This window comes from Reyranella soli, assembly GCF_007992495.1.
In the GTDB taxonomy this organism is placed as follows: Bacteria; Pseudomonadota; Alphaproteobacteria; order Reyranellales; family Reyranellaceae; genus Reyranella; species Reyranella soli.
In genome coordinates this window covers 79,184-95,354 of record NZ_BKAJ01000037.1, presented here as the reverse complement: position 1 = coordinate 95,354, position 16,171 = coordinate 79,184, and the positions used below count along the sequence as shown (strand labels likewise).

Genomic DNA, 16,171 nt, shown 5'->3' with positions numbered 1-16,171 from the left:
CCGAGCGCCTTCCTAGCGCTCGGGTCGATGTTGTCAGGGAGCGCTGAATGATGAAGACTTTCAAGGCTTTAGCAGCCATCGCGGCGATGATCGTCATGGCCGCGTGTAGCAGCCAACAGGAGGCTGCGGGCCCTGCGACGACAACCGTCACCCCAGGCTCGATTGCGGACTTCCGCCAGAATGTCGGCGATCGCGTGTTCTTCGACACCGACCAGTCGACGATCCGCGAGGATGGTCGTCAGACCTTGGCCCGCCAAGCCGAGTGGCTGAAGAAGTACGGCCAGTACAAGATCACCGTAGAGGGCCATTGCGACGAGCGCGGCACGCGCGAGTACAACTTCGCGCTGGGCGAGCGCCGCGCCAACGCGGCCAGGCAGTACCTCATCGCCCAGGGCATCCCGGCCGCGCGCATCAATACCGTCAGCTTCGGCAAGGAGAACCCCGATCCGCCGGGTTCCGACGAGGCGGCCTGGGCGCGCAATCGCCGCGCCGTCACGGCGCTGCAGTAAGACACCGAGCTGGAATCTCGGGAGCGCCGGTCCCTCAGGGCCGGCGTTTTCGTTTGGAGGCGAAGCGGCCGTGCCTGAAAATGGCCGCCTTTGCACAGAAACTGTCGGCTGCCATGAAGATCTTCCGTTCCTCCCTGCTCGCGATTGCGCTCGTCCTGCCGACAGCGGCCGGCGCCCAGCGCGCTGACCCGGTCTATCTTGAGGATCGGTTCAACCAGCTGCAGCAGTCGATCACCATGCTGACCGGCCAGATCGAGCAGCTCCAGTACCGCAACCAGCAGCTCCAGCAGCAGCTCGAGAAGATGCAGGCGGATTACGAGTACCGACTCGACCAGATGGAGAAGGGCCGCGGCGGCGCCGGCGGACCGCGTCCCGCTGGCGGCGCAGCGGGGGGCGGCGCGCAGGCGGCCGCCCCACCGCCACCACCCCCTGCGCCGCCGGCGGCGGGCGGCAGTGCCGACCAGATGTACCACGACGCCATGAAGAAGCTGCAGGATGGCGACAATGCCGGCGCCGAGCGCGGCTTCAAGGCGTTCCTGCAGAGCAATCCCAAGCATACGCTGGCGGGCAACGCACAGTACTGGCTGGGCGAAAGCTACTACGCGCGCAAGGACTACCAGAACGCGATGACCGCCTTTGCCGAAGGCTACAAGAACTACAAGACCAGCCCCAAGGGCCCCGACAATCTCCTGAAGCTTGGCATCACGCTGGCGGTGATGGGCCGCAAGGCCGACGCCTGTCAGATCTTCTCCAAGTTCAGCCAGGACTATCCGCGCGCCCCCGACCTGCAGAAGCGCCGCGTCGACCAGGAGCGCCAGAAGAACGGCTGCGGGTGAGCACGGCCGGCGATCGACCTCTTGAGGCTGCGGAGTTCGAGCGCCTGATGGCGCCGTTCGAGCCGTTCGAGCGTGCACCCATCGTCGCCGTTGCCGTCTCCGGTGGACGCGATTCGCTCGCTTTGGCGTTGCTGGCTGAGGAGTGGGCCAGCGCACGCGGCGGCCGCATCGCCGGCCTGATCGTCGACCATGCGCTGCGGCCCGAATCAGCGTCGGAAGCGGCGGCTACCGCGGCCCTGCTCGGACGCCACGGTTGCGAGGCCGAGATCCTGCGCTGGTCCGAGGCCAAGCCGCGCGCCGGCCTGCAGGAAGCCGCGCGCGTGGCGCGCTATCGGCTGCTGCGCGAAGCCTGTCGCCGGCGCGGCGTTCTCCATCTGCTGGTCGCCCACCATGCCGACGACCAGGCCGAAACGGTCGCCATGCGCGCTGCGCGGCAAAGCGGCCCCGACGGTCTTGCCGGCATGTCGGCTGCGCTCGAGCTGCCGGAAGTGCGGCTGCTGCGGCCGCTGCTTGGGGTTCCCCGGTCGCGGCTCACGGCAACGCTGGTCGCTCGTGGCGTGCCGTGGATCGACGATCCTTCCAACGCCGATCCGCGCTTCGAGCGCGCGAGACTTCGCGTCGGCCACCCGACGACCGGGCAGGCCGCTGATAGGGGCCGCCCTGCCCGGGAGTTAAGGCTGGCCGCGGTGGCAGTCGAGGCCCTCGGGGTCACGTCGGCGGGCGAGGTCGCAATTGATCGATCAGCCTTTGTTCACTTGGGGCGCGACCAGCAGGAGAGGCTTTTGAGCCGGGTTGTCCAAGCGGTCGGCGGCGGCGATCACCCGCCGCGACGGGACCGGTTGGAGCGGGCGGCCGGCCGTCTTTGTGGCTCTGTGATGCGGGGAAAGTCCGGAATTGCTCAGGATTTCACCCTTTCCGCATGTAGGCTGGTCCTGCGACAAGTCCCCCGGGGTTGTCGCCTGCAGTGGATTGTTCGGCCCGAGCATGGCAGGAGAGATGGCAGAAACGGGGCGCAGTCCCTGATTCCGGCTGCTTTTTTTGCTTGCGGCGCGTCCCGTGCTTCCCATCTAGAATGAACTCGCATCCCATTGGAAAGCTCCCGTGAACCCATTCAACCGTAACGCCGCCCTGTGGATTGTCATCGTGCTGCTGTTGGCGCTGCTCTACAGCGTCTTCCAGGGTGGCGCGACCCGGTCGGCGGGCAACACGGTTTCGTATTCGGACTTCGTGCGCGCCGTCGAGCAGCGTCAGGTCCAGGACGTCCGTATCCAGGGCAACACCATCACCGGCACCTTCCGCGAGCCGCGCAATGGCGTGCAGAAGTTCGCGACCTATGTGCCGTCGACACCGGTTGACGAGCAGCTGATGCCGATGCTGATCAAGAACGTCGACCGCGTCGATGCCGGGCCGGCGGAGGAGGGCGTCAACCTCGGCTCCATCTTCGTGAGCTGGCTGCCGGTCCTGGTTCTTGTCGGCGTCTACATCTTCTTCCTGCGCCAGATGCAGAGCGGCACCGGCCGCGCCATGGGCTTCGGCAAGTCACGGGCGCGCCTGCTGACCGAGAAGCACGGCCGCGTCACCTTCGAGGACGTCGCTGGCATCGACGAGGCCAAGGCCGAGCTCGAGGAGATCGTCGACTTCCTGAAGGACCCGCAGAAGTTCCAGCGGCTGGGCGGCAAGATCCCCAAGGGCTGCTTGCTGGTGGGCCCGCCGGGTACCGGTAAGACCCTCTTGGCGCGCGCCATCGCCGGCGAAGCCAACGTGCCGTTCTTCACCATCTCGGGCTCCGACTTCGTCGAGATGTTCGTGGGCGTCGGCGCCAGCCGCGTGCGCGACATGTTCGAGCAGGCCAAGAAGAACGCGCCCTGCATCGTGTTCATCGACGAAATCGATGCCGTCGGCCGCCATCGTGGTGCCGGCCTGGGCGGCGGCAACGACGAGCGCGAGCAGACTCTCAACCAGCTGCTGGTCGAGATGGACGGCTTCGAATCCAACGAAGGCGTCATCCTGATCGCCGCCACCAACCGTCCCGACGTGCTCGATCCCGCGCTGCTGCGTCCGGGCCGCTTCGACCGCCAGGTCATCGTGCCCAACCCCGACGTCGGCGGCCGCGAGAAGATCCTCAAGGTCCATATGCGCAAGGTGCCGCTGGCGCCCGACGTCGATCCGCGGGTTCTCGCCCGTGGCACGCCGGGCTTCTCCGGCGCCGACCTCGCCAACCTGGTCAACGAGGCCGCGCTGCGCGCCGCCCGCGTCGGCAAGCGCCTGGTCACCATGGCCGATTTCGAATACGCCAAGGACAAGGTGCTGATGGGCACCGAGCGTCGCTCGATGGCCATGACCGACGAGGAGAAGAAGCTCACGGCCTACCATGAGGCCGGTCACGCGCTGGTCGCCATGCATGTCCCGAAGAGCGATCCGCTGCACAAGGTGACGATCATCCCGCGCGGCCGCGCGCTGGGCGTGACCATGCAGCTGCCCGAGCGCGACCATCTCAGCCACACCAAGCAGTTCCTGGAATCCCGCCTGGCGATCATGTTCGGCGGCCGCATCGCCGAGGAGATCATCTTCGGACCGGAGAACGTGACCACGGGCGCGGCGAGCGACATCCAGGTCGCGACGCAGACCGCGCGCGGCATGATCACCGCTTTCGGTATGTCGGAGAAGCTTGGCCGGGTGCGCTACCAGGCCAACGAGCAGGAAGTGTTCCTGGGCCACGCCGTGACCCAGACGCAGAATGTCTCGGAAGCCACTGCCCAGCTGATCGACCAGGAGGTCCGCCGCCTGATCGAGGAGGCCGAGGGCAAGGCCAAGCAGATCCTGACCGACCATCTTGAGGACCTGCATCTCATCGCCAAGGCGCTGCTCGAGTACGAGACGCTCAGCAACGACGAGATCGGCACGATCCTGCGTGGCGAGAAGATCGTGCGCGACGATACTGGCGGGGCAGGCTCGGCCGACCGCCGCCGCCGCGCCTCGGTGCCGACCAGCTCCGGCCAGGGCGCTGGCCCGTCGCCGGGCGCCAATCCCGAGCCGCAGCCGGGGGTGTGACAGCGAGCTTTGCCGGCGTCACGCTCGATCGCCCGAGGATCATGGCGATCGTCAATGTGACGCCGGACTCCTTTTCCGACGGCGGCGAACGCCTCGACCCAGCGCAGGCCATCGACGATGGCCTGCGTTTCGTTTCTGAGGGCGCTGACATCGTCGATATCGGCGGCGAATCAACCCGCCCCGGCTCTCGGCCGATCGATGCCGACGAGGAACTGCAGCGCGTCCTGCCGGTGGTCGAGGGCCTGGCGAAGCGCAACATCGTCGTCTCGATCGATACGCGTCGCACGGCGGTGGCGCGTGCCTGCCTCGATGCCGGCGCGCGCATCGTCAACGATGTGTCGGCCTTGCAGGACGATCCCGAGCTGATGCCGCTGGTGGCCGAGCGCGCCGTGCCGGTCGTGCTGATGCACCGGGCCGGCCGTTCGGAGGAGAAGTATGTCGTCCCGGCCTACGCCAACGTGGTCGAGGACGTCCGCGGCTTCCTCGTCGAAAGGGCAAGGGCTTGCGAGGCCGCAGGCATCGCGCGCGAGCGCATCGCCCTCGATCCGGGCCTTGGCTTCGGCAAGAGCGTGCAGGAGAACGTCGACCTCGTCGCCGGCGCCGGCCGCTTGGCCGAGGCCGGCTATCCGGTGCTGATCGGCGCCTCGCGCAAAAGCTTCATCGGCCGGCTGACCGGCGTCGAGGAGCCGCGTCGCCGCGATCCGGCGTCGATCTGGCTGGCCGTCGAGGCGGCCCGGCGCGGTGCAGCCTTTGTGCGCGTCCATGACGTCGCCGGCACACGACAAGCCCTCGCGGTTTCGCGCGCGATGCGATAAAATTGCAGTCCATGTCACGACATCTCTTCGGCACCGACGGCGTTCGCGGCCGCGCCAACTCGGAACCAATGACAGCCGAGATCGCCATGCGCATCGGCATGGCGGCCGGCCAGGTCTTCAACCGCGGGGACCATCGCCATCGCGTCGTCATCGGCAAGGACACGCGGCTGTCGGGCTACATGATCGAGCAGGCCATGACCGCGGGCTTCCTGTCGGTCGGCATGGACGTGCTCCTGCTGGGGCCGGTGCCGACCCCGGCCGTCGGCTTCCTGACGCGCTCGATGCGAGCCGATGTCGGGGTAATGATCTCCGCCTCGCACAATCCCTACGAGGACAACGGCATAAAGCTGTTCGGACCCGACGGCTTCAAGCTGTCGGATGCCGTCGAAAGCCAGATCGAAGGGTTGGTTATGTCGCCGCGCGACATCCGGCTGGCCGCCTCCAAGATGATCGGCCGTGCCAAGCGACTGGACGACGCCGACGGCCGCTACATCGAGGCGGTGAAGGCGTCGGTGCGCGGCAATCTCGACCTCACGGGCCTGAAGATCGTCGTCGATTGCGCCAATGGCGCGGCCTACAAGGTCGCGCCGACCGTATTGTGGGAGCTGGGCGCCGAGGTGATCCCGATGGCGGTGTCGCCCGATGGCTTCAACATCAACGGCAATTGCGGCTCAACCTATCCTCAGGTGCTGCAGGAGCATGTGGTGATGCATGGCGCCGACATCGGTATCGCCCTCGACGGCGATGCCGATCGTGTCGTGCTGGCTTGCGAGCACGGTCGCCTGATCGACGGCGACCAGCTCATGGCGACCATTGCCGACCATTGGGCGAAGGATGGCCGGCTGGCCGGCGGCGGCCTGGTCGCCACGGTGATGTCGAACCTCGGGCTGGAGCGCTATCTCGGCCAGCGCAAGCTCACGCTGGTGCGCGCCGCCGTCGGCGACCGCTACGTGCTCGAGCGCATGCGGTCCGATGGCTACAATCTCGGCGGCGAGCAGTCCGGCCATATCATCATGATCGACCACGCCACGACCGGCGATGGCCTGATGGCGGCTCTCCAGGCGCTGTCGGCGATGCTCAAGACGGGCAAGCCGGCGAGCGAGACCTTCCGCGCCTTCGAGCCGGTGCCGCAGCTCCTGAAGAACGTGCGCGTGGGCGATGCCAACGCAGCCCTTTCCGCTGCCGCGGTGACGCACGCAATTGCCGACGCCGAGGCCCGGCTCGGCAAAAGCGGCCGCATCCTGGTGCGCAAGTCCGGTACCGAGCCCTTGATCCGCGTCATGGCCGAAGGCGACGATTCGGATCTCGTGCGCACCGTCGTCGACCAGATCATCGAGGCGATCCCCCGGGTGAAGGCCTCGGCATGAAAGGTCGCGTCCTGATCGTCGCCGGCTCGGACTCCGGCGGCGGGGCGGGCATCCAGGCGGACATCAAGGCGGTCACCGCGATGAACGCCTTTGCCGCCACCGCCATCACCGCGCTCACTGCCCAGAACACCGAGGGCGTGCACGGCGTCGTGCCGATCGAACCCGCTTTCATCGCCCAGCAGATCGAGGTCGTGCTGACCGACATCGGCGCCGATGCGCTCAAGACCGGCATGCTGCACAGCGCCGAGGTGATCGCAGTCGTGGCGGCTTCCCTGAAGAAGCACGCGCCCGGCGTGCCGCTGGTGGTCGATCCGGTGATGGTGGCGAAGGGCGGCCATCGCCTGCTGTTGAGCGAGGCCGAGGCGGCGTTGCGCGACACGCTGTTGCCGATGGCGGCGCTGATCACGCCCAACCTGCCCGAAGCCGAGGTGCTGGCGGGCTTCCCGGTGCGCAACGAGGCCGACATGCGCCGGGCCGCCGAGCGGCTGGGCGAGCTCGGCGCTAAAGGCGTGCTGCTGAAGGGCGGGCATCTCGAGGGCGACACGGTCGTCGACCTCCTGCTGCACGACGGCCGCTTCGAACGTTTTGCCGACCCGCGCATCAAGTCCAAGCACACCCATGGTACGGGCTGCACGCTCGCCTCGGCCATCGCCGCGGGCCTGGCGCAGAAGATGAGCCTTTTAGACGCGGTGGCGCGGGCGCGCAGCTACGTGCGCCAAGCCATCGAGACCGCGCCCGGCTTCGGCCGCGGCCACGGCCCCCTCAATCACGCCGTGACGGTGAAGTCTTAGCTGGGGGCGCGCCACTCCAGTGGCGCGTCATGGTCTTCCGGACCGCGAGCTTCCAGCTCGCTCATGATTCATAAGCGCGCAAGATGCGCGCGGTCCGGAAGTACATGAGAAGACGCGCCACTGGAGTGGCGCGCTCCCAGCATCAGATCAGCGGCGCGTCCTTCGGGACGGCGATGGCCGGCAGCCATTTGCCGGCCTCGGCCAGCACCAGGAAGTTCCAGAGCTCGCGGTTGAAGGCGTCGGGCTCCTCGATGTTCACGGTATGGCCGGTCTTGGCGAACAGGGCGAGGCCGGCGTTGGGCAGCACGTGCTTGAGCCAGAGGCTCGGTTGCAGGCAGGGCTCGTCCTCGTCGCCGCAGATGATCAGCACGGGAAGGTCGAGTGCCTTCCATTCGGCCTCGAAGTCGTAGAGCGAGGGCCGCTTGCCCTGGTACTCCTGCATGGTGTTGGCCGAGCCGACGTCGGGATGCTCCGACAGGTGCTTCACGAACTCGGCGAAGCCGCGCGGATCCTTCTGCTTAAAGCGCGAACGCGTCGGGTTGCCGACCAGGGCATCCGCATATTTGGCCATACCACTCTTGCGGATGCGCTCGGCCGTTGCCTGGGCATCCTTCTTGAACCGCTCATGACCTTCGCGCCCGGCGCCCGAGCCGACGCCGGCCAACGTCAGCGACAGCGCTCGGTCGCGATACTGGCGGCCGAAATGGGCGGTGGCGAAGGCGCCCTGCGACAGGCCGACGATGTGCGCCTTGTCGATCTTGAGATGGTCGAGCATGTGGCGGGCGTCGTCGACCGCATGCTTCTGCCCGTACATCGCCGCTTCCTCCGGCACGTCCGAGCCCGGATAGCCGCGGAAGGAATAGGTGATGCAGCGATGCCGGCGGGCGAAGAAGCGCATCTGCGGCTCCCAGCTCCGCCAGTCGCCGCTGTACTCGTGCACGAACAAGATCGGCGTGCCGCTGCCGGTCTCCTCATAGTAGAGCTTCACGGCGTCCGGCGTCGTAGCATGCGGCATGTCTCGTCTCCGTCATGGGAGGAGTGCACGATAAGGGCTTCCGATCGTGCAGAAACAGAAAAAGATCGGCTCAGACCTTGCTAGCATCGGCCCCATGAGCACGAACACCGTTTTCACCACACGTCACGAACAGATGTTCCCGGTCTTCGATGGATCGGACGTCGCGAAGCTGCGGCGCTTCGGCCAGCGTCGGTCCTATGGGGCCGGCGAACCCCTGGTGCAGGCCGGTACGGCAAGCCCGGGGATGTTCGTGATCCTGTCGGGCGAGGTCGAGGTCACGCGCCGCAATCCCGACGGCGGCAGCACGCTGGTCGTCACTCACGGGCCGGGCGCCGTCGGTGGCGAATTGACCGCGCTGTCGGGCCAGCCGAGCCTGGTCGACGCCATCGCGATCCGCCCCGTCGAGGCGGCGGTGGTTTCGCCGGATCGCCTGCACGATCTCATGATCGAGGAAGCCGATCTCGGCGAGCGCATCATGCGCCTGTTCATCCTGCGCCGCGTTGGCCTGCTCGAGACCGGCGCCGGCGGCCCGGTGATCGTCGGCCGTGTCGACCAGGGTGCGGTGTTGCGCCTGCAGAACTTCCTGTCGCGCAACGGCCATCCGTACCAGACCCTGGATCCCGAGACCGACGCCGGCGCGCTGGCCTTGATCGAGCGGTTCAAGGTCGGCCCGCAGGATCTGCCGATCGTGCTCTGTCCCAACGGCCAGATCCTGCGCAACCCCAGCGACGTGACCCTGGCGCGTTGCATAGGCATGGTCAGTGCCGTCGACCCCGACAAGCTCTACGACGTCGCCATCGTCGGTGCCGGACCGGCCGGCCTCGCTACCGCGGTCTATGCCGGATCGGAGGGCCTTTCGACCATCGTCCTCGACAGTCGCGCCTTCGGCGGGCAGGCGGGCGCTTCGGCCAGGATCGAGAACTACTTTGGCTTTCCCACCGGCATATCGGGCCTGGCGCTCACGGCGCGCGCCTTCAACCAGGCGCTGAAGTTCGGCGTCGACATGGCCATTCCGGACGAGGTCGCCGGCTTGCAGTGTCTGGGCGACAGGTTCCGCATCGTCCTCGCCAACGACGAGCGCGTCCATGCGCGCGCCGTCGTGGTCGCCAGCGGGGCGAAGTACCGCCGGCTCGGCGTGGCCAATATCGCCGACTTCGAAGGAAGCGCCGTCCACTACTGGGCCTCGCCGCTCGAAGCAAAGCTCTGCAGCGGCCAGGAGGTGGCACTCGTCGGCGCCGGCAATTCCGCCGGCCAGGCGGTGATCTACCTGGCGAGCAGGGTGGCCAAGGTTTGGTTGCTGGTCCGCGGCAGGGGCCTCGAGGATACGATGTCGAGCTATCTCGTCGAGCGCATCGCCGCCCAGCCCAACATCGAGGTGCTGACCGAGACCGAAATCGTGGCGTTGGCGGGCGGGGCCGGCGATCTCGAGACCGTGCGCTGGCGGCACCGGGCGACGGGGCGCGAGACGACGCGCCAGATGCGCCACGTCTTCCTGTTCATCGGCGCCGAGCCCAATACCGGATGGCTGGCGCAGAGCGGGGTCAGGCTCGACGACAAGGGCTTCGTGTGCACCGACGAGGACTATGACGGCGGGCGCCTGCCGATGGAGACCAGCCAGCGGGGCGTCTTCGCCGTGGGCGACGTACGGGCGGGCTCGGTGAAGCGCGTCGCTGCCGCGGTCGGCGAGGGCGCGCAGGTCGTGTCGGCGCTGCACACCTACCTGGCCGGCTGAGCGCTCAGGCGCCGAAGCGTTCCAGCCGTTCCAGCACCGCCGGGATCTTGTCGTCGGCAACATTGGCGAAGGCGAGGCGCACGAAGCGCTCCTGGCCGGCGCCGAACATGTCGCCCGGGATCGTGAGCAGGTTCTCGTCGTCGGCGAGCCGCTTGGACACCGCCGTCGAACGCTGGCCGGCGAAGGGGTGCTCGACGTAGGCAAAGTAGGCACCGATGCTGACAAGCCGCCAACGGTTCGAACGCTGCAGGCCATTGCCCAAGAGGTCGGCGCGCGCCTTCAGGCCTTCGGTGTTGCGCCGTGCCCAGGGCAGCAGGTTCTTGAGACCGTAGAGTGCCGCCTCCTGGCCGAGCCGGGGCGGGCAGATCGACACGCAGTCCATCGCCTTCTCGATTTCGGCGATCAGCGCGGCGCCGGCCGTGATGCCGCCGACGCGATAGCCGGTCAGCGCGAAGACTTTTGAGAAGCTGTAAAGATGGACCAGCGTCTTGCGCCAGGCGGGATCGCTGAACAGCTCGTGCGGCCGAGCGCCCTCGGGCAGGAAGTCCTTATAAGTCTCGTCCAGCAGCAGGGCGATGTCATGGCGCTGCGCCAGCTCGTAGAAGGCATGGATGGTCTCGGGCGGATAGACCGCGCCGGTGGGATTGTTGGGCGAGATCAAAACGATGGCGCGCGTCCTGGGGCCGATCAGCTTGGCGGCATCCTCGGCGTTGGGCACGGCGCCAGAGCCCGGCCGGAAGTCGAGCGACACCGGCTCGACACCCTGCATGCGCATCCACATGTCGTGGTTGAAGTAGTGCGGGCGGGGCAGGATCACCTGGTCGCCCGCCTTGGCGATGCTCATCAGCGCGAGACAGAAAGCCTGGTTGCAGCCCGAGGTGATGCCGACTTCGCCGGCGGTGATCGGTGCGTCATAGAAGCCCGAGAGGTGGGCGGCGTAGCTCTCGCGCAGCGCCGGCAGGCCGAGGATCGGCGTGTAGCCGTGCACCGCAGGATCGAGCAGCAGCTCGCCGAGGTGCTTGCGCAGCTCGAGCGCCGGCGGATAGCCGGGCACCGCCTGGCTGAGATCGATCAATGGCCGGTCGGCAGGGAAGGTACGGTTCAGCACCCAGCGCTTGGTCTCGCCGATGGGTGAGGGCTCGACGGCGGCGAGCCAGGGATTGGCCGTGGGGATCTGTTGCATTGGCGGGCCGGAGCATCGTGGTCCCGTTGGATGCTGTCAAACCGGCATGCATCTGATCGACGACAGGACGGGCAAGGTGCTTTAATGGCGGCGGGCCGTCCGGCCCGGCGACTTTTGCAAGGAGAAATCGATGGCTTCGTTGGCAGGCAAGGTCGCCTGGGTGACCGGTGCTGGCTCCGGTATTGGTCAGGCGGCGGCGATCGCCCTCGCCAAGGAGGGCGCCACGGTCGTGCTGACAGGCCGGCGCAAGGAACCGCTGGAGGAAACCGCGGCCGCCATCAAGAAGGCGGGCGGCAAGGCGGTGGTGAAAGCGGCCGACCTGATGAAGGCCGCCGCGGTCGGTCGCATCGCCAAGGACATCGACAAGAAATTCGGCCGCTGCGACATCCTGGTGAACAACGCCGGGCTCAACATCCCGGATCGCAAGTGGAGCGAGCTCACCTCGGCCGGCGCGGAGATGGTGATCGACGGCAACCTGTCGAGCGCCTTCTACTGCTCGTCAGCCGTGCTGCCGATGATGCGCAAGCGCAAGGACGGCGTCTTGATCCACACCTCGTCGATGGCGGGCCGTAATCCCAGCACCTTGAGCGGCGCGGCCTATTCGGCGGCCAAGCACGGCGTGGTGGCGATGAGCCACACCATCAACATGGAGGAGTGCGTCAACGGCATCCGCTCCTGCGTCGTATGCCCCGGCGAGGTGGCGACGCCCATCCTCGACAAGCGGCCGATTCCCATCACCAAGGAAGAGCGTGCGCGCATGGCGCAGTCGGAGGATGTCGGCGACCTGATCCGCTACGTCGCCTGCCTGCCGCCGCACATCGTGATCAACGAGGTCATGATCAACCCGACCTGGAATCGCGGCTATGTCGGCGCCCTGCAGCGCGCGGCGGACGAGAAGAAGGCCAAGGCCGGCAAGAAGTAGGATCATCGGACCGCGGGCCTCCAGGCCCGCTCATAAATCATGAGGCGGGCCTGGAGGCCCGCGGTCCGGAAGAGCATGAGGAAGCGTACCAAATGACAGTCACCATCAAGGCGAAGGCCTTGGAAGCCTTCGTCGCGGATATCTTCACCTCGGCGGGATGCTCGACGGAGGAAGGCGGACGCATCGGCCGCTACATGGTGAGCGCCAACCTGTCGGGCCACGATAGCCATGGCGTCGTCCGCGTGCCGCGCTATGCCACCCAGAAGAAGAACGGCACGGTGCTGCCCGACGTCATTGTGGACATCGTCGTCGATACGCCGGTGATCGCCGTGGTCGACGGCAAGTACGGGTTCGGCCAGACGGTGACGCCGCAGGCCGTCCGCATCGGCATCGACAAGTGCCGCAAGAACGGTCTCGCGGCCGTCACCCTGCGCAACGCCGGCCACGTCGGCCGCGTCGGCGACTGGGCCGAGATGGCGGCTGAAGCTGGCCTGGTCTCGATCCACTTCGTCAACGCCTCGGGCAGCGTGCTGGTGGCGCCCCATGGCGGCGTCGAGCGCCGCTTTTCGACGGCGCCCTATTGCGTGGGTGTGCCACGGCCGGGCCAGGATCCGCTGGTGCTCGACTTCGCCACCTCGATCGTGGCCGAGGGCAAGGTGCTGGTGGCGAGCCAGGGCGGCAAGAAGGTGCCGGAGGGCGCCCTGGTCGGTCCCGACGGAAAGCCGAGCAGCGATCCGCACCTGCTCTATGGCGACTACACGCCGACCGGCCCGCGCGACCACAGCAAGGGCACCGGCGCCATCCAGGCCTTCGGCGACCACAAGGGCTCTGGGCTTGCCTTCATGTGCGAGCTTCTGGGCGGCTCGCTGTCGGGCAATGGCGCCACCGATCCCAAGCGCGGCCGCTTCGCCAACGGCATGCTGTCGTTCTACGTCGATCCCAAGGTGCTCGATCCGGCGGGCTTCTTCCCCACGGACATCGCCAAGTACGTCGACTTCGTGAAGAGCTCCAAGCCTGCGGCGGACGGCGGCGAGATCCTGCTCCCGGGCGAGCCCGAGGTACGCATGCGTGCCCAGCGGTTGGCCGAGGGCGTGCCACTGCCCGACAATACCTGGGCCGCCATCGTCGAGACGGCGCGCTCGGTGGGGTTGGATGAACGGCGTATCCAGCAGGCGACGATGTAGTCATACGCGGACCGCGGGCCTCTGGCCCGCTCATGATCTTCGTCTTCCGGACCGCGCGCATCCTGCGCGCTCATGATCATGAGGCGCGCTGGAAGCGCGCGGTCCGGAAGAGCATGAGCGGGCCAGAGGCCCGCGGTCCGCGCTAACGCTGGTCGGCCAACAGCTCGTCCGTCGTCACGACGCGGATCGAGCGGTTGGTCAAAAGATCGCTCCAGACCCAGTTGTGGTGGCGGATGACGGCGGGTGCTTCGAGATGCGGCCGGTCGCTCAGCGTATGGGCGTCGCTGACGGCCACCACGTGGTAGTCGCGCGACACGGCGGATCGCAGGGTGCTGTCGACGCAGGAGTCAGTGGCCCAGCCCGCGATGACGACACACTCTGTCGCCAGGCGTTGCAGCGTTTCGTGCAAAGCCGTGCCGGCGAAGGCGTCGTTCAGCGTCTTCTCGATCTCGAGGTCCGCAGGCTGGCGATCGAGCTCGGGCAGGAATGCCCAACCCGGCTCATGCCGCGCGAAGCCGTCGCCGGCCTTGCCGCAATGCCTGATCCAGACGACCGTGCCGCCTTGTCCGCGCACGAACGCCGCCACGGCATTGATGCGCCGGACGACGTCCGCCAGGTCGTGCTTCGGCAGGCCGTCGAGCAGGCCGACCTGCATATCGACGACGACCAGCGCATCGCGAGGCATGCTAGCGCCCAGGCTTCAGCGCCCAGGCTTCTTCTTGATGCGGTCGACGGCGCCGGCGACCGTATCGATGAAGGCCTGGGTGGCGACGTAGTCTTCTCGCATCATGCGGCGCAGCGCCTGGATGCGGGCGCTGCTCGCCACCATGCCGGTCGCGACCTCGAGTTGGTAGGGATCCATGTCCCACAGCCGGATGACCAGCACGTCGTAGCCGAGGTCGAGCGCGCGATCGATCTGGCCGCGCAGGTCGTCGACAAGCTGCTCGTCGCTCCAATCAGGATGGCGCAGCACCTGCCCGGTGAAGCCGATCCATTTGAACTTGGGCTCCGTCTGCGGCGCGGGGCCCAGTCCTGCGACTCCCGGATCGTTGTAGCCCCAGTACAGCGAGCCATAGATCATGGCCCAGTCGAAGTCGTGCATCAGCCAGACGGTCCGGTCGGGATTGGATTCCCGTTCCATGCGCTGGATGGCGCCCTCCCAGGCGCTGTCCAGGCCGCGCAGGGGCGCGATGCTCCAGACGTTGTAGGCGAACAGGGCGACCGTCAGGCTTGCGAGCGCCGCCAGGCCCTGGCGGCCAAATCGGCGCCGCTCGCGCACCGCAACAAGCACCACCGCCCAGCCGACCGTCAGCCAAGCCATGACATTGAGCTGCATCTGCGGGTCCTGCGGCTGCGAGTAGAGGTTGAAGACCTGACCAGCCACGAAGGTGACGCCGAAGATCGCCGACAGGGCGCGCGAGCGCGGGTCGTCCCAGTGGCGCCACAGGAAGGGCAGGGCGAAGAACGCCACGGCCAGCATCCAGACCGTGGCGATCCAGCGCCAGATGTCCCAACCCGGGATCCCGGGGATCGATGCAACGCCGGCGCCGAGCAGGTAGCCCACCATGCCGTCCCACATGTAGCCGACCTTGGCCCAGGTGAAGCCGGCCCATACGGAGCGCACCGCCTTGCCGGTCCAGATCAGGTCGAAGGCCCCGACCGCGCCCGTGTGGCCCTGCCAGGCCCAGGCGACAATCGCAGCTGTCGCCACCATGCCGATCAGAAACAGCGCCATCCAGCCAAGCCGCCAAGCCAGGCGCCTTTCGCACACCCACAGCGCCACCAGCATGGCGGGCAGGGTGGGGAACATCAGGCGCCATTCCATCAGCCAGGCCAGCGAGAACAGCACCGACACCGCCAGCACGCGCGGTGCCGTCGGCTTGGCCAGCCAGATGGCGCCCAGCGCCATGGCGGCGAGCAGCACCGTGTAGCTCGGCATGATGTCCTCGTTGATGATGGCGAGGAACATCACGAAGCTCGAGGCGAGATGGAACAGTGACGCCAGCAGCGCCACCAGCCGATCGCCGGTCAGGATGCGGATCAGCAGGTAGACCACGCCCAGGCTGAGCGCACAGCTCGCGGCGTTGAGGATGGTCATCTGCTTGCGCGGATCGCCCACGAAGACGCCCAGCGAGTCGAGCAGGCGACAGAGCGTGCCGTACAGGGGATAGAACAGGTAGTTCGAGGGGTAGAGCGGCGCGTTGGCCGGGTCGACCACCCAGGGCCTGAGCTCCAGGCTCTTAAACAGGCCGTTGCCGGTCAATCCGCCCTGCGCATTGTCGAACCACAGGACGATGGCGATCAGGAGAGCGCCGCCGCCCAGCACCACGAGGGCGAGGTCGAACAGGAGGCCGGGGACTGTGGAGCGTCGGGTGGAGGTGGGGACGGCGAAGACCAAGGACGGGATGACTTGTTCAATTCAACTCGGCGCGACAGTCGCCTGCCGGCGCGCAATATACAAGTCATCCATGCACAAGCGATTGGTGGCCCGCAGTGTTCGTGAAATCGAGCCAGCTCGAGTCGAGAACGCCATCGGCAGCTGCCTGCGTTCAAGCGGAAAGACGAGGTGGCGTTCAGTCGGCACTGTATACCCGCGCTACCCGCAACTGGTCGCGGTCTTCGTTGAGAAGGCAAGGAGTGGCAGGGATATCAATGAGTTAGCTTGAGCCAAGGCTTGCGTCGGCTGCGGGCGTAGCCTAGCAATCGCCGATGGGGGACGGCGAAGACAACGAAGACCCGCCGCAGGCGAACCGACTGCGCGAGCTT

General features: G+C 67.3%; 14 protein-coding genes. 10 read left to right on the top strand and 4 right to left on the bottom strand.

Features of this window, described 5'->3' with window-relative positions; all coding sequences use genetic code 11:
- The first annotated feature begins 47 nt into the window (after positions 1-47).
- The 7 genes from pal (at position 48) to thiD (ending at position 7,369) form a co-directional block, all read left to right on the top strand.
- Positions 48-509 carry a peptidoglycan-associated lipoprotein Pal gene (gene pal, locus RSO01_RS12705; RefSeq protein WP_218037324.1) on the top strand — a complete coding sequence of 154 codons (462 nt, stop codon included), beginning with the start codon at positions 48-50 and terminating at the stop codon, positions 507-509.
- Between the two features lie 113 nt (positions 510-622).
- Complete coding sequence (gene ybgF, locus RSO01_RS12700; protein ID WP_147149464.1) at positions 623-1,345, top strand: tol-pal system protein YbgF; 723 nt, start codon at positions 623-625, stop codon at positions 1,343-1,345.
- Positions 1,346-1,392: 47 nt separating this feature from the next.
- Positions 1,393-2,421 carry a tRNA lysidine(34) synthetase TilS gene (gene tilS, locus RSO01_RS12695; protein WP_147149463.1) on the top strand — a complete coding sequence of 343 codons (1,029 nt, stop codon included), beginning with the start codon at positions 1,393-1,395 and terminating at the stop codon, positions 2,419-2,421.
- A gap of 25 nt (positions 2,422-2,446) precedes the next feature.
- Positions 2,447-4,396 (top strand): ATP-dependent zinc metalloprotease FtsH, encoded by a 1,950-nt coding sequence (gene ftsH / locus RSO01_RS12690; RefSeq protein ID WP_147149462.1) that lies wholly within the window; start codon positions 2,447-2,449, stop codon positions 4,394-4,396.
- 41 nt (positions 4,397-4,437) lie between these two features.
- A complete protein-coding gene (gene folP / locus RSO01_RS12685) occupies positions 4,438-5,211 on the top strand; it encodes a dihydropteroate synthase (RefSeq protein ID WP_147149461.1) in 774 nt (257 codons plus the stop codon).
- An 11-nt stretch (positions 5,212-5,222) separates the two neighbouring features.
- Entirely contained in the window at positions 5,223-6,578 is a 1,356-nt protein-coding gene (gene glmM, locus RSO01_RS12680) for a phosphoglucosamine mutase (RefSeq protein WP_147149460.1), read from the top strand.
- The gene (thiD, locus tag RSO01_RS12675; RefSeq protein WP_147149459.1) at positions 6,575-7,369 is read left to right on the top strand and encodes a bifunctional hydroxymethylpyrimidine kinase/phosphomethylpyrimidine kinase; all 795 of its coding nucleotides are present in this window, start codon (positions 6,575-6,577) and stop codon (positions 7,367-7,369) included. Before glmM ends, thiD begins: the two co-directional genes overlap by 4 nt.
- 142 nt (positions 7,370-7,511) lie before the next feature.
- Here thiD and RSO01_RS12670 read toward each other — a convergent pair whose 3' ends face one another.
- On the bottom strand, positions 7,512-8,384 hold the full coding sequence (locus tag RSO01_RS12670) for an alpha/beta fold hydrolase (RefSeq protein WP_147149458.1): 873 nt from the start codon (positions 8,382-8,384) through the stop codon (positions 7,512-7,514).
- A gap of 94 nt (positions 8,385-8,478) precedes the next feature.
- Between RSO01_RS12670 and RSO01_RS12665 the strand changes: the two genes are divergently transcribed.
- Positions 8,479-10,116, top strand: a complete 1,638-nt coding sequence (locus RSO01_RS12665) for an FAD-dependent oxidoreductase (protein WP_147149457.1) — start codon at positions 8,479-8,481, stop codon at positions 10,114-10,116.
- Positions 10,117-10,120: 4 nt separating this feature from the next.
- Here RSO01_RS12665 and RSO01_RS12660 read toward each other — a convergent pair whose 3' ends face one another.
- Complete coding sequence (locus RSO01_RS12660) at positions 10,121-11,299, bottom strand: aminotransferase (RefSeq protein ID WP_147149456.1); 1,179 nt, start codon at positions 11,297-11,299, stop codon at positions 10,121-10,123.
- A gap of 130 nt (positions 11,300-11,429) precedes the next feature.
- Between RSO01_RS12660 and RSO01_RS12655 the strand changes: the two genes are divergently transcribed.
- Both RSO01_RS12655 and RSO01_RS12650 read left to right on the top strand, forming a co-directional pair.
- Positions 11,430-12,221, top strand: a complete 792-nt coding sequence (locus RSO01_RS12655) for an SDR family oxidoreductase (protein WP_147149455.1) — start codon at positions 11,430-11,432, stop codon at positions 12,219-12,221.
- A gap of 92 nt (positions 12,222-12,313) precedes the next feature.
- Positions 12,314-13,405 (top strand): malate/lactate/ureidoglycolate dehydrogenase, encoded by a 1,092-nt coding sequence (locus tag RSO01_RS12650; RefSeq protein WP_147149454.1) that lies wholly within the window; start codon positions 12,314-12,316, stop codon positions 13,403-13,405.
- A 142-nt stretch (positions 13,406-13,547) separates the two neighbouring features.
- On the opposite strand, the gene RSO01_RS12645 is transcribed toward RSO01_RS12650, so the two are convergent.
- A complete protein-coding gene (locus RSO01_RS12645; protein ID WP_147149453.1) occupies positions 13,548-14,090 on the bottom strand; it encodes an isochorismatase family protein in 543 nt (180 codons plus the stop codon).
- Positions 14,091-14,105: 15 nt separating this feature from the next.
- The gene (locus RSO01_RS12640) at positions 14,106-15,803 is read right to left on the bottom strand and encodes a glycosyltransferase family protein (RefSeq protein ID WP_147149452.1); all 1,698 of its coding nucleotides are present in this window, start codon (positions 15,801-15,803) and stop codon (positions 14,106-14,108) included.
- Positions 15,804-16,171 lie beyond the last annotated feature (368 nt).